General features: G+C 63.6%; 7 protein-coding genes, 4 tRNA genes and 1 riboswitch. Of the genes, 8 read left to right on the top strand and 3 right to left on the bottom strand.

The window, feature by feature from the left end; all coding sequences use genetic code 11:
• Positions 1-7 precede the first annotated feature (7 nt).
• The 4 genes from N4T19_RS06965 to N4T19_RS06980 all read left to right on the top strand — a co-directional run bounded on the left by N4T19_RS06965 (position 8) and on the right by N4T19_RS06980 (position 1,004).
• Positions 8-92, top strand: a tRNA-Leu gene (locus N4T19_RS06965).
• A 115-nt stretch (positions 93-207) separates the two neighbouring features.
• Positions 208-292: transfer RNA gene (locus N4T19_RS06970), tRNA-Leu, on the top strand.
• 370 nt (positions 293-662) lie between these two features.
• Positions 663-747, top strand: a tRNA-Leu gene (locus tag N4T19_RS06975).
• 172 nt (positions 748-919) lie between these two features.
• Positions 920-1,004, top strand: a tRNA-Leu gene (locus tag N4T19_RS06980).
• 188 nt (positions 1,005-1,192) lie between these two features.
• Here N4T19_RS06980 and N4T19_RS06985 read toward each other — a convergent pair.
• Together N4T19_RS06985 and N4T19_RS06990 are read right to left on the bottom strand one after the other, a co-directional pair.
• On the bottom strand, positions 1,193-3,967 hold the full coding sequence (locus N4T19_RS06985) for a DUF349 domain-containing protein (RefSeq protein WP_260719734.1): 2,775 nt from the start codon (positions 3,965-3,967) through the stop codon (positions 1,193-1,195).
• 261 nt (positions 3,968-4,228) lie between these two features.
• Positions 4,229-8,218, bottom strand: a complete 3,990-nt coding sequence (locus N4T19_RS06990; protein ID WP_260719735.1) for a DUF748 domain-containing protein — start codon at positions 8,216-8,218, stop codon at positions 4,229-4,231.
• 373 nt (positions 8,219-8,591) lie between these two features.
• Between N4T19_RS06990 and N4T19_RS06995 the strand changes: the two genes are divergently transcribed.
• The 4 genes from N4T19_RS06995 (at position 8,592) to nrdR (ending at position 12,562) form a co-directional block, all read left to right on the top strand.
• The gene (locus tag N4T19_RS06995) at positions 8,592-8,801 is read left to right on the top strand and encodes a hypothetical protein (RefSeq protein ID WP_260719736.1); all 210 of its coding nucleotides are present in this window, start codon (positions 8,592-8,594) and stop codon (positions 8,799-8,801) included.
• A gap of 659 nt (positions 8,802-9,460) precedes the next feature.
• Positions 9,461-10,435, top strand: a complete 975-nt coding sequence (locus N4T19_RS07000) for a lytic transglycosylase domain-containing protein (protein WP_182342181.1) — start codon at positions 9,461-9,463, stop codon at positions 10,433-10,435.
• A gap of 150 nt (positions 10,436-10,585) precedes the next feature.
• Positions 10,586-10,748: riboswitch (ZMP/ZTP riboswitch) on the top strand.
• Between the two features lie 57 nt (positions 10,749-10,805).
• The gene (glyA, locus tag N4T19_RS07005) at positions 10,806-12,050 is read left to right on the top strand and encodes a serine hydroxymethyltransferase (RefSeq protein WP_021028725.1); all 1,245 of its coding nucleotides are present in this window, start codon (positions 10,806-10,808) and stop codon (positions 12,048-12,050) included.
• 20 nt (positions 12,051-12,070) lie between these two features.
• The gene (gene nrdR / locus N4T19_RS07010) at positions 12,071-12,562 is read left to right on the top strand and encodes a transcriptional regulator NrdR (RefSeq protein ID WP_021028724.1); all 492 of its coding nucleotides are present in this window, start codon (positions 12,071-12,073) and stop codon (positions 12,560-12,562) included.
• A gap of 78 nt (positions 12,563-12,640) precedes the next feature.
• Here the strand turns inward: nrdR and aroC are convergent, their stop codons facing one another.
• On the bottom strand, positions 12,641-13,744 hold the full coding sequence (aroC, locus tag N4T19_RS07015) for a chorismate synthase (protein WP_260719737.1): 1,104 nt from the start codon (positions 13,742-13,744) through the stop codon (positions 12,641-12,643).
• Positions 13,745-13,777 lie beyond the last annotated feature (33 nt).

The following is a 13,777-nucleotide window of genomic DNA, read 5'->3' on the forward strand; positions in this document are numbered from 1 at the left end:
CTGAAATGCCCAGGTGGCGGAATTGGTAGACGCACTAGTTTCAGGTACTAGCGGGTAACTCCGTGGAGGTTCGAGTCCTCTCCTGGGCACCAAGTTTAACGACAAGTACAACTTGTTTTGTGAAAACGGTGAAAAATCAGTCTTAACGGGCTGGTTCAACAGTGGTTTTTTAGGAAAGTCGATAAGGGGCACTGCCCTGCATCATCAGCCCAGGTGGCGGAATTGGTAGACGCACTAGTTTCAGGTACTAGCGAGTAACATCGTGGAGGTTCGAGTCCTCTCCTGGGCACCAGACATAAGCCGTTGCACTTTCGTGCAGCGGCTTTTTCTTTGTCTGCGATGGGCATCGACGGCGCAAACCGCATCTTTGCGCTCCCGATATAGCCTGCGCTCGGCAGGCACCACACCATCAGCTGCAGAGGTGGCAGACCCCCCCCCTCGCCACACTCCTCTGTACAGTGATGCCGTATTCTCTTGGGCGCCATGCCAGCTTGCATCACTTGCCAAACCTGGCCGGCACCAGCCACTGCAACCGCTCGCAGCACCTTGGAACTGGGGCAGCCGCTGAGCGAAATGGCACCCCCACCCGGCGCTCTGAAAAATTTTCCGAATTTGCCCCGAAGCGGTCAAAAATCACCCCTATAATTGCGGCTTCCCTGAAAGCCCAGGTGGCGGAATTGGTAGACGCACTAGTTTCAGGTACTAGCGGGTAACTCCGTGGAGGTTCGAGTCCTCTCCTGGGCACCAAACAGCAAAAGCTGCTGCACACACGATGTGCAGCAGCTTTTTTGCTTTGGGCCGGGCATGCTTTGCGGCAGCGCACAGCCACCCGCAGTCTCACGCTATCTTTTTTGAGAAAAATTTTGCAGTTTTTCTAAAACCGCCACCAACACCCTCCTATAATTGCTCCATCCTGAAAGCCCAGGTGGCGGAATTGGTAGACGCACTAGTTTCAGGTACTAGCGAGTAACATCGTGGAGGTTCGAGTCCTCTCCTGGGCACCAAACATCAAGCCATTGCACCCATGTGCAATGGCTTTTTTGTTGTCTGCTTGCACGCAAGCTGCCAGCCCGCAGCCACCACAGGACCCGCCCTTCACTCCCCTCTCCACCAGGTAAGCCCAGCACCAGGCCCATAAAAAACGCCCTGGCGTTCAAGCACAGGGCGTTGTGAGGGCGGCGCTGTAGAAGGCTTACTTCTTCAGCAAAGCCTTCAAGGCATTTTGCAGGCGGCGGGCCGAGGCCTCGTCGCTGCTGGTGGCCAGTACCTTGGCAACATCCTGCTGCCAGGTCTCTTGCGGCGAAGGATCATTGCGGCGCGTCAGCAGCTGCAATTGCAGTGCACGGCGGGCATTGATGTGCTCGGCAGGGGTGGGCACTTCCGCTGCCATCTCCAGGCGCAGCATGGCTTCGCGGCCATCACCGGCAGCAGGCGCGGCAATGGCCTGGCTCCAGCTGTTGCGCGAGCCGCTGGCAAGGCGTCCCAGATCCTGGGCCTGGGGCAGCAGCGCGGCATCGCGCTTGCTCCATGCATCCATCATCTGCGTCAGTGCCTGGCCATGGGCCTGGGTGGCGAGCTTGCGCAGCGCAGCCTGGGCATGCTCCACCGCATCGCGTTGGGCGCGGAAGGCGGCATCGCCCAGACGGGGGCCCCGGTCTTCGCGCGGCGCGCGGTCCATGCGCTCACCCCGGCCAAAGCGGTCATCTCCACCACGACGTTCCTGGCCACGGTCGCTGCGCGGGCCACGGCTGTCGCGGCCATCGCGGCTGTCACGGCGATCGCCACCAGGCTTGCCGGGGCGGCCAGCGGCTGCGGGCGCATCACGGCGCATGCCAGGGCGGTCATCGCCGCTGCGCTGGGCAATCACGGGCTTGGGGGCCACAGGTGTTGGCGCTGGTGCCGGAGCAGCAGCGGCCTCTGCATCGGCACCCTCCTGGGCTGCAGGTTCTGCTGGCTGCTCCGCATCCACTGGTGCTGCCGCATCTACAGCAGCCGCATTTGCTGCAACCGCTTCTGGCGCCGCTGCCTTTGGTGCAGCGGCAACAGGCTCGGCCGCCACTGGGGCTTGCTGGGCCTGCAGCGCTTGCTGCAAACCATCGAGCGCGGCCTGGATCTGGGCAGCATCGCCACTGTGGTTGGCCGCTTCGAGCACCTTGGAGGCGTCGAGCACGGCCTGGTCGCGGGCGCTCAGCTGGTGCTGCACACGTTCGCGCTGCTGGGTCTTGCGGGCAAAGGCTTCATCGAGTGGCTTGCGGAACGCATCCCAGAGCTTTTGCTCATGGCGGCGGTCCATCGGCACGGACTGGGCTTCGGTCTGCCACTGGCGCTGCAGCTCACGCACGGCGTCAATGTTCAGGTTGGGCGCAGCGGCCAGTTCCACGGCCTGGGCCACCATGGCTTCGCGGCGCGCAATGCTCTGCTTCTGGGCTGCATGCAAAGGCGCAGAGGCCTCGTGCAGCGCGGTCTTCCAGGCCTCTTGCAGCTCGGCATAGGCCTTTTCGCCCACATGGCCACTGGCGCGCCAGCGGTCACCAAACTGGAACAGGTCGCGCTGAATGCGCTTCCAATCGGTCGATGGCTTGTGCGCCTCGACCCAGCCCTTGAGCTCGGCAATCAGGGCCTCGCGCTCGGCGCGGTGCTTGGCGCCCTCTTCGCGCACCTTGGACAGCCAGACCTCGACATGCTTGTAAGCAGCGTTGCAGGCCTCATCAAACTTCTTCCACAGCGCATGGTTGGTGGGGCCGCTTTGGTCGGCCTTCTTCCAGTCCTCGCGCAGCTGGCGCAGCGCCTCTTGCAGCTTGCGGCCGCCCAGCTCCTGGCCTTCGGGGCGGGCGAGCAAGCCCTGGGCCTTGGCCAGCAGCTCCTCGCGCACCTTGTCGGCGCTCCAGCGCTGCCAGCCTTCGAGTTCACCGGCGGCGATCAGCGCGGTGTTGACCTGCGATTCCAGGTCCTGGTCGATCAGCTTGCCGTGCTGCTTGAGGGCAGCGCGCAGCTGCTGCGCCGCGCTGGATGCGCCCTTGCCATGGCCTTCGGCCGTATGGGCCTGCAAGGCTTTCAGCGCTTCTTGCACCGCATGCTTGGCGCGTTTGGCTTCCTGCGGGTCGGCAGCGGGCTTGGCAGCAGCGGCACGGGCGGCAGCTTGCTCCACTTCGGTGGGCAGGCCGCGCCCGGCGCGGATCTCGTCGGCCCAGACCGGCACCGTGGGCAGCGGCGCTTGCGCATCTTCAGCGGCAGCCAGGGTTTGCTTGAGGGCGGACTGGAACGCATCCCAGACCAGCAGCAGCTGCGACTTGGAGGCGTCGAGCATGCTCGGGTAGCGCGCTTCGACGCTGCCCCAGCTGGCATCGCCTTCGAGCACGGCAGCTTGGTCCTGCCAGTGCTGCACATCGGTGGCCAGTGCCGCCTGGGCAGCCTGGGCATCCTTGTAGGACTTGGTGGAGAGCACTTCGACGCGCTGGGCCAGCAGCACGGCGGCTTCGCGCTGCACCTGCACGCGGTGCTGCAGGTCTTCAATCGTCTTGATGCGGTCGGCCAGCTGGATCTTGAGCGCGGCCAGCGGCTCGCGCGACAGCGGCGCGCCAGCCTTGGCGGCGTCACGCTGCCAGGCCAGGGCATCGGCAATGTTCAGCTTGGAGGCGCCCAGCAGCTTCTCGGCCTTCTCGGCCCATTCCGCGGCGATGGCCTCCTGGCCCTTGGCGCGGCGCATCTCTTCCATGCGCTCACGGATAGCCTTGGCAGCGCCCTTGTCGCGGGCAGACAGCTCCTTGAACACTTCCTGCAGCTGCTCGGCACCCGGGTTGGTCGCCAGCCATTCGCGCACCTTGGCTGCACGCTCGCCCGAGGTGGCAGCCGAGAAAGCACCACCGGTGACGCCATCGAGGGGATGGGGGGCAGCGGCCGCCTTGGCGGGTGCGGGTGCGGGCTCAGGGGTTTCGGGCGTCTTGTTGCGCGAGATAAAGGGGAACATGGAGTCAGTTCAGTCGTAAATACGGCCTGCATCGCAGCGCAATGCAGCGCAATGCAGCCATTGGCACATAAAAAAGAGGGAAGCCGGCCCAAGGGAGTCTCTGCGAAACTGCCTAGCCTGCATCCAGGGTGCTATTTTGACCCGGTTTGGCAAGGACTCCAAGCACACGGGCATCGCTATCAGGTAATTCGGCCGCAGCATGGCCAAAAACAAAGGGCTGGCGCCCTGCGGCCCAGCCCTTGTTCAATGGTGTGTCAGCGCTCAGCGCGGCGCCAGACTGAGCTCGGCATGCGGCGTCCAGTCCTTGTCCTCACCAAAGCCCTCGGTCTTGGCATTGCCCAGGAAGAGGCGCTCCAACTTGACGCCCTTGCTGGCCAGGTAGTCACGCACCGTCACGCCCCGGGCCAGCGCCAGCTCGCGCATCGCATTGTCGGGCACGCTGATGCTGGTCAGCAGCAGGGTTTCCATCTCGGCCACCGGGATGTCGCTGGCCATGCCCACCAGGTTGCGCGGCTTCTGGATATCGGCACGTTTGTACACCTCCTTGAGCAAGGCGGGGTACTCGGCAGCGCTCACGGCCTGCACGTCTTCAGGCTTGCCACCGGCGCGCACAGCGCTGCGGCGCTTTTGCGCCAGCACCAGGTCATCGATGCGGGCCTTGCGCCAGCCGTCCTTCTCACGCTCCAGATCGGCCTGGCCGGCAACGGTCAGCTGCAGCGCCGGGCGGTCTTCCAGCGCCTTGGCCACCTTATCCAGGCTTTGCTTGCTGTCCGCATCCAGCACCGCACTGCCGGGGGCAAAGGGCACATGGCTGGCTTCGCTGCCGCCACCAAAGGCGCCCGAGAGCAGCGCAAAGGGCGAGGTCACCGCCTTCATGATCAGGTTGCCAATCACCTTGAAGATGATCGGCGCCAGGCGGAACTGCGGATCATTGAGCGAGCCGCTGATGGGCAGGTCCAGGTCGATCACGCCATTGCGGTCGGCCAGCAAGGCCACAGCCAGCTTGACCGGCAGGCTCGCTGGCGCGCCCTGCACCGCATCGCCAAAGGTCAACTGGTTGAGCACCAGCTTGTTGCTGGCCGTCAGCATGCCCTCGGGCGTCACGTCGTACTGCACATCCACGCTCATCTTGCCGCGCTCGATGCCATGGCCGGCGTACTTGATGCTGTAGGGCGTCAGCGGAGACAGCTCCAGATCGCGCACCTTGCCATGGATATTGAGCGCCAGCGGCTTGACCAGCGGGTTGAGCTTGCCGGTGATCTCCAGCGACGCGGTGCCTTCTGCCTTGCCGCGCAGCTCCAGCTCGGCCAGCTGCAACTGGCCGGCCGTCGGCTCGGACGAAAACGCGCCCATGCGCCCGGCCAGCTCGGACAGGTCGGCCGAGTAGTTGGGCCGCACAAACTGGTCGCTGAACTTGACGGTACCGCCGGCCAGCGTGATCGGCCCCATGTCGATAATCGGGCCGGTGGCTGGCTCGGGGCTGGCAGGCGAGGCCGGTGGGCTGACTGCCGCGCCGCCCGAGGCCTCGACCACCACGCCTTCGGATGGCGCCGCCGCATTGCCAGCGCCCGCAGCACTGCTGCCGCCCAGGTCCTGCAGATTGAGCTTGCCGTTCTCCTGCACCACGAGGCGCGCATAAAAGTCGGTCAAGGCCGTCTCGCCGACCTGCACCTTCATGCGCTGGCCCGGCACCATGTCCACGGCCAGGGCGCGCAGGCTCAGCAGCTTCCAGTTCAGCAGGTCATCGCCCGCCCCCATCAACCCAATGCCCAAGGTACCTGTACCCCGGTTGGCAACAGGTGCAGCCGCTTTGCGGCCGGTCTCGCTGGCGCCATTGCCATCGTCATCACTGGCATCATCACCGCTGGCCGGCGCTGCGGCGGCCACCAGGGGGCGCACGCGCACATCATCCAGCCCAGCATCGCCCTTGATATGCAGCACCGGCCCCTTGTCCGATTGGCTGAAGTCCACCGTGCCCCGGAAGTTGGCATCCGCGCGCACGAGGCGCACCGGCAGCAGAGCCGCCGCATAGGGCTCAAAGGCGTGAACGGGCAGCTGGCTCACATTCAGACGCCCCACGGCCGACACTGGCGCCAGGCCCAGGCTGCCGTCATAGGCGATGCGGCCGGGCTCGGCGCGGCCGCTGCCGATCCGGCCCGAGAGCTTGAGCGGCGAGGGCTTGGCCTTGGCCGCCAGCGGCGCATAGTCGCGCAGCTCCAGATCCCAGCCGGTCAGGCGAAAGGCGACCTTGCGTGCGGTCGATTCATCCTGGAAGGCGAGCTGGGCGCCCTTGATCGCGATCACATCCAGCTGCACATCCCAGGGTTTGCTGGCTGCGGCCTTGCTAGAAGTAGCAGGCTTTGCGGGCGCCTTGGCCTCGCTCTGGCGGGCCTGCGATGCCACGAGCCAGTCTTCAAACATCATGCGGCCGTCCTTGGCGCGCGAGACGCCCAGCACCGGCTCAACCAGTTGCACCGAGCCGAGCTTGACCTGCTGGGCTTCGGTGTCCAGCACGGCATCCTTGACCAGCAGCTGGCGCAGCTCCAGCAGGTTGTTCTTGCCCTTGAGGCCGATGGCCGGGCCATGGGGCGGCGCGCAGTTGGCCTTGCTGTTGCACTGCAGGGCCACGTCCGATACGCGCATCTGCGCCAGCGTCAGCTTCAGCGCCGTGCCCTGGCGGCTCAGGTGCATCTCGCTGTCGATGGTGCCCAGCAGGCCCGGCTCGATCACCCCGGTCAAATAAGAAGCCCCCAACTGCAGCGGCAGGCCCGTGGTGGTCACATCCACCTCGGCCATCTGGTCGGTCGCCTTGCCCGAGAACACCAGGCGGCCGGTAGACGGCACGCCCTGCGCACCCGAGAGCCCCGACGAACCCTCAAAACTGAAAGGCTGCTTGAAGGGCCAGGCAATCTGCTGCGCCTCCATGCTGAAGTCATCGAGCTGCACGCGCGCGGGCAGTGGCACGCTCTCATCGACCCAGACTCCCTTGAGACGGCTGAGCTTGAGCGCATCGACCCGCACCGACCAGGCAGGTTGGCCGCTGCTGGCTTTGCCTGCGGATGCGCCAGCTTCTGCAGCGACTGCCTGAGAGTCCGCGTTGTCGGCCTTGTCAGCCTTGTCGTCCTTCGCTTCGGGGCTTGCACCATCTGCACTGGCCACGGAGGTTGCAGGCTCTGCCTTGTCTGCGGCGGCAGCGGTTTCTGTGGACTTGGCGGCCTGCGGGGCATCCTCAGCCCGGCGCGGCAGTGCCTGGCCCTGGGCATCGAGCAGGCTCAGCTGGCCATTCTTGCCCCGCTTGAGCGACAGCTGCGCGCCATCGAGCGCCAGCTGGGCGATATGCACCTGCCCCAGCAAGGGCTGCACATCGGCCAGTTGCACATCGAGCCGCTCCCAGCCCAGCAATTCGCCGTTGGCCGCGTCGTGCAGCTGCACAGCGCTGGCATGCACCTCGCCGCTCAGGCGCACCTGTGTCTTTTCACGTTGTTCAAAGGCCAGAGCCAGGTCGGCATTGAGCACGCCGGCCACCAGCTTGACGGGCAAGGACGCGGGAATATAGGCCAGATAGGGCTGGAGGTCGAGGTCCTTGATCGCAAACTTGGCCTCGGCCTTGCGGTCATCAGCAAAAGGCGTGGCCTCGGCATGGCTGGCAAACTGGCTGCCATTGAGCACAAAGGCCAGCTGGGGCAGCACCTTGATCTCGCGTTTGGATTCGAGGTTGCTCAGAAAGGGAATGCCCAGCTGCAGACCCTGGAGTTCATGGGTCTGACCCACCGTGTCATCGCGCAAGGCCACCTGCCCGTCTTTGAGCTCGATGTTGTAGAGCGCAAAGTGCGCCGTCTTGCCGTCATCGGCTTTGGGCTCAGGGCTGCGCAGCTTTTGCAGTATGTCGTCAAAATCAAATTTTCCGGGGGCGGTCTGCGCGATGCGCAGCACCGGCTTGTCCACCTGGATGGCATCGAGCACCGGTGCGAGCCTGAACACCGACTGGATATCAGCATCCACATAGATGCGCTCGACCGCCAGCATTGCCGCGCTGTCGGCCTGGGGCCCGGCGATCTGCAGGTCGCGCACGGTCAGCTCCAGCGACCAGGGCTTGAACTCCACCGCACCGATATGCACCGCCCGCCCGAGTTTTTCCGTGCCCAGCTTCTCGCTCTGGGTGCGCAGCAGCCAGGGCAGCAGCAGCCACGACAGCGCCCACAGCAGCAGCAGCGCCAGCAGGCACCATCCCAGCCGGCGCAACCAGCGCATCGCGACGACCCTTTTCTTGTTTGTTTCTTGCGTTTCGCTCACGGCGATGATCCTCACTCTGAGTCAGTACGGCCCACCCCATGGCAGCCATGGCAGGCCCAAGATCCATTGTGCACAAATAAGCCGCTGTAGCGGTGCTGGCATAGCACACAAAAGCGGCATCGGTAGCTGGTTCACAATCGTTCAATTCTTGCAGGTTGCCCCCAGGAAACGGTGTGCCTCTATATATATAGAGGACAGACGCAGTTTCTATGGAGGCGCGCCCTGTGGTAACACCACGGCCAGGGTCGAGAGCAGCAGGGGGCGCTGCCGCGATGCACGGATCCAACAGCCGGATCGGGCATGCGCCCGTCCGCCCGCCCTGGACACCGCCGTGCTTTTCACACTGCGGCATGCCAAACCGCAGCGCGGAGCCGTAAAAACACACGCCAGGCCCTGCTTTTTTGCGTCCATCTATTTTTCACCCAGGTATAAATGCCAAAAACCTGATGTAGCCATGGGTTATTGGCTGTTTTATCCTGGTTTTTATACAGTTTTTTGGCCTTTTGATGTGAAATTTGTGCGTGCGCAGATGACCGCATGATGACCAAGACCTGCCCGCCCAAATCAGGCCAGTGTTTTGCGCGGCCCGCAACGGTTCCTTGCAGCTATTGGCAGGCGGCACCCGGGCTCCCTCCTAGGCTGAAAAAACGCAAATGGAGCGACTCGCTACACCAAAAACAGAGCACAACAGCCGCGCAGCATTTGATAAAGATTGACTTTTTGCTGCATCCTTTATATCAATCAATGTATTTAGAAGATTAAATACAAGCTATTGAACCCATAAAACGGGGTCCCCAACAGGCCCCCGATCCGGTGCTTTTTCTGCCTGCCATCCCCGCTGCAGGGGTGGCTGCCGCCCCAGCCCGGATACGGCCCTGCAGTGAATCGCTATACACGTTTTTTTATTACTTTTTTTTCTCATTTTTCAATTCAATAGTGTTGACTGAGTATTAAGCAAGCTTCTAGAATTCAGCCCATTGCATTGATTGCTGATTTTTTAGTCAACACCCCTCACGGTGTTTTGATCGTAGCCCCTGACACGCAAGAGCGTGCTTGAAACGACAAGGGCCGTCTGCAACGCAGACAGCCTGCCGGAGACCGCACAGGACAGTGCGGCTCCACCCTGCCAGACCCCAGCCCGGTGCACTATCCGCCGGGCTCTTTGTTGGAGGTGGCGGGACTTAGAAAGGAAAAATCCCTATGACGGCTCCCGCGCAAGTGGATGCCGGTGCGCGCTCATTGAGCGCCACCATCAGCCGTGGTCTGATGACCATGGCACACAACAGTTTTGCTTTGATTGGTCTGGTAGTGGCGTTTTGCGCCCTCACCCTGGTGTCGCGTGATGACCTGCGCCACGCCGGCGAGGCGCAATTGCGCAGCTGGCTGCAGGCCCGCACGCATGCGCCAGCCGTTGACCTGGCAGGTGCCGATGCGGACGCATCCAATGGCGACGATGCCGCCATGGTGGCGGCCGTGGACCGTGCCACCGCCAGCAACCCCCAGCAATTGCCCCGCAACCAGGCCAATGTGGCCTATTGGCTGGCCAAGAAATACCGCGTGGCGCCAGAGCCCCTGGCCGTGCTCGTCTCCGAAGCCTACCTCGTGGGCAAGGAAACCAAGCTGGATCCCACCTTGATCCTGGCGATCATGGCCGTGGAGTCAAGCTTCAACCCCTTTGCCCAAAGCTCGGTGGGTGCGCAAGGCCTGATGCAGGTGATGACCAAGATTCACACCGACAAGTACGAGCACTTCGGCGGCCACTTTGCAGCCTTTGACCCGGTGACCAATCTGCGCGTGGGCGTCAAGGTGCTGCAGGAGTGCATCGAGCGCGCCGGCTCGCTCGAAGGCGGCCTCAAATACTATGTGGGCGCAGCCAACCTGCCGACCGACGGGGGCTACGCCGCCAAGGTGATGGCCGAGCACTTCCGCATCAAGCAAGTGGCCGAAGGCCGCAGCAACACGCCCAAGGCACCGGTGGCCCCCGCTGCCAAGCCTTCACTGTCGGCCCAGGCGGATACGCCCGCCGCAGCCGGTACCGTGGCCGACAAGGCCAAGGCCGCCAGCAACAGCGCAGCTGCAGGCAACGCTTCTGAAACCGTGGCCCTGGCTGACAAGCAAGCCGCGCTGCCAGCAGCGGCCAAGGCCGAGGCCACCGCCGTGGCCATGGGTTCCTGATCTGCCCCTCCGGCTCGTCGCCCTGTTAGCACAAGCACCCTGCGGGGTGCTTTTGTTTTTTCTGGCCTTGGCACAGCTTCCCTGAACCGGTTTTTATCCAGACGTGGCGATAAACCCATTGCCCCAGGCCTGTGCAGCCTCGGCTACACTAGCCGGGTACGCGACTGGCGATAGACATCTGTATGACCGGATTGTTGACGTGGAATGCAGGCCCGGCCTGCAGCAACCACCGGGGAGCGTACCGTGCAGTGCCAGGGCGAGCGCATCGCCCCCCGCACCCGCCACGTGTTAGCCGTGCGCCTGGGCAGCCCCTGTTTTCGCCAACCTCACTGTTGGCAGGCAGGGCTCACTTCTGACTCCAACGACCGCCATGTACCAACGTAACATCCTTGTCGAACAGACCGACGCAGAACTCTTTGCGGCCATCCAGGCCGAAAACCAGCGCCAAGAGCAGCACATCGAGCTGATCGCCAGCGAAAACTATGCCTCCCCTGCCGTGATGTGGGCCCAAGGCACCCAGCTGACCAACAAGTACGCCGAAGGCTACCCCGGCAAGCGCTACTACGGCGGCTGCGAATTTGTCGATATCGCCGAGCAGCTGGCCATCGACCGCGTCAAGCAACTGTTTGGCGCAGATGCTGCCAATGTGCAACCCCATTGCGGCGCATCGGCCAATGAAGCGGTTTTCCTGGCTTTCCTCAAGCCCGGCGACACCATCATGGGCATGAGCCTGGCCGAAGGCGGTCACCTGACCCATGGCATGCCACTGAACATCTCCGGCAAGTGGTTCAACGTCGTCTCCTACGGCCTGAACGAAAAGGAAGAGCTGGACTACGACGCCATGGAAAAGAAGGCGCACGAGACCAAGCCCAAGCTGATCATCGCTGGCGCATCCGCTTACTCGCTGGAAATCGACTTTGCCCGCTTTGCCAAGGTGGCCAAGGATGTGGGCGCGATCTTCATGGTCGACATGGCCCACTATGCCGGTCTGATCGCCGCTGGCGAATACCCCAACCCCGTGCCCCACGCCGACGTGGTGACCACGACCACCCACAAGAGCCTGCGCGGCCCGCGCGGTGGCGTCATCCTGATGAAGGCTGAGCACGAGAAGGCCATCAACTCGGCCGTGTTCCCCGGCCTGCAAGGCGGCCCGCTGATGCACGTGATCGCAGCCAAGGCCGTGGCCTTCAAGGAGGCGCTGACGCCTGAGTTCAAGCAGTATGCCCAGCAGGTCAAGACCAACGCCCGCATCGTGGCCGAGACCCTGACCGAGCGCGGCCTGCGCATCATCTCTGGCGGCACCCAAAGCCACGTGATGCTGGTGGACCTGCGCGCCAAGGGCATCACCGGCAAGGAAGCCGAAGCCGTGCTGGGCGCTGCCCACATGACGATCAACAAGAACTCCATCCCCAACGACCCGGAAAAGCCGATGGTCACCAGCGGTATCCGTATCGGTACGCCCGCGATGACCACCCGTGGTTTCAAGGACGAAGAAGCGCGCCTCACGGCCAACCTGATCGCCGACGTGCTGGACAACCCACGGGACGAGGCCAACATCGCTGCCGTGCGCGCCAAGGTCAACGCCCTGACCGCACGCTTCCCCGTCTACCGCTGATCTGACCTGCGCCCGCGCCTATGAAATGCCCCTTCTGCAGCCATCCCGATACCCAGGTGGTGGAGACCCGTGTTGCAGAAGACGGCGGCTTTGTACGGCGCAGGCGCCAGTGCGGCAACTGCGAAAAGCGCTTTACCACCTATGAGCGGCCCGAGGTCAGCCTGCCGGTCATCGTCAAAAAGGACGGCCGGCGCATCGACTACGACCGCAGCAAGCTGCGCGGCTCGTTCAGCCTGGCGCTGCGCAAGCGCCCGGTCCCCATCGACAAGGTGGACCTGGCGCTCGAGCATGTCGAGGACAAGCTGCGCACCTTGGGTGCGCGTGAGGTACAGACGCATTTGATCGGCGAGCTGGTCATGGCCGAGCTGCAAAAGCTCGACAAGGTGGCCTACATCCGCTATGCCAGCGTCTACCGCAGCTTCGAGGACATTGACCAGTTCAAGTCCATCGTCGACGAGGTAACGACCCCGCCGCCCGAGCCCAAGAAAGACAGCGCCCGTAAAAAGGACTGAGGCACAAAAAAATGCGAACCCCTGGGTTCGCATTTTTCTTTGGAGACCAGCCACGGAGCCGGCCCGGGCTGCGCCTTGTCAGTCTTGCGGCGCCTCGGCGGCAATCGGCCCCACCGCCTGCACCACATCGCTGTTCTGGGCGCGGTGGCGCAGCGCATGGTCCATCAGCACCATGGCCAGCAAGGCCTCGGCAATCGGTGCGGCGCGGATGCCCACGCAGGGGTCATGCCGGCCCTTGGTGATGACCTCGGTACTCTTGCCCTCGGTATCGATGGACTCGCGCGGGCTGATGATCGAGCTGGTGGGCTTGATAGCGATGCGGATCTCGATGTCCTGGCCGGTGCTGATGCCGCCCAGAATGCCGCCGGCATTGTTGCTGCGAAAGCCCTGGGGGCTGAGCGAGTCGCCATGCGTAGTGCCGCGCTGGGCCACGCTGTCAAAACCGGCACCAATCTCGACCGCCTTGACGGCGTTGAGGCCCATCATCGCGTAGGCGATGTCGGCGTCGAGCTTGTCATACAGCGGCTCGCCCAGGCCGACCGGCACGCCGCTGGCCTGCACGCGGATCAGCGCGCCGCAGGAGTCGCCCGCCTTGCGCAGCGCATCCATATAGTCTTCATAGCGGGTCACATCGGCCACCGGCGCAAAAAACGGGTTGTTAGGCACATGCGCCCAGTCCTCAAAAGGCAGGGCCACCTCGCCCACCTGCAGCATGCAGGCGCGGAACTCGGTACCGAACTTCTCTTTGAGCCACTTTTTGGCCACGGCGCCAGCGGCCACGGTGGGCGCGGTCAGGCGGGCCGAGGAGCGGCCACCACCACGCGGGTCGCGGATGCCGTACTTGTGCCAGTAGGCATAGTCGGCATGGCCGGGGCGAAAGCTCTGCGCAATATTGGAGTAGTCCTTGCTGCGCTGGTCGGTATTGCGGATCAGCAGCGCAATCGGCGTGCCCGTCGTCTTGCCCTCGTAGACGCCCGAGAGGATCTCCACGCTGTCGGGCTCATTGCGCTGGGTGACAAACTTGCTGGTGCCGGGGCGGCGGCGGTCCAGGTCCTGCTGGATATCTGCCTCGCTCAACGCCATGCCCGGTGGGCAGCCGTCAATCACGCAGCCAATCGCGGGGCCATGGGATTCGCCAAAGTTGGTAACAGTAAATAAGGTGCCGAAGGTATTGCCGCTCATAGCCCGCCATTATCACTGATGCCGGTGCCCCAC

The sequence above is a fragment of the Comamonas squillarum genome (genome assembly GCF_025309455.1).
Lineage (GTDB): Bacteria > Pseudomonadota > Gammaproteobacteria > Burkholderiales > Burkholderiaceae_C > Comamonas > Comamonas squillarum.

Bases quoted from the DNA above. Each gene is read 5' to 3' on its own strand.
- N4T19_RS07000 (WP_182342181.1), top strand. From the start codon at position 9,461: ATGACGGCTCCCGCGCAAGTGGATGCCGGTGCGCGCTCATTGAGCGCC.
- aroC (WP_260719737.1), bottom strand. From the start codon at position 13,744: ATGAGCGGCAATACCTTCGGCACCTTATTTACTGTTACCAACTTTGGC.
- nrdR (WP_021028724.1), top strand. From the start codon at position 12,071: ATGAAATGCCCCTTCTGCAGCCATCCCGATACCCAGGTGGTGGAGACC.
- glyA (WP_021028725.1), top strand. From the start codon at position 10,806: ATGTACCAACGTAACATCCTTGTCGAACAGACCGACGCAGAACTCTTT.
- N4T19_RS06985 (WP_260719734.1), bottom strand. From the start codon at position 3,967: ATGTTCCCCTTTATCTCGCGCAACAAGACGCCCGAAACCCCTGAGCCC.
- N4T19_RS06990 (WP_260719735.1), bottom strand. From the start codon at position 8,218: ATGCGCTGGTTGCGCCGGCTGGGATGGTGCCTGCTGGCGCTGCTGCTG.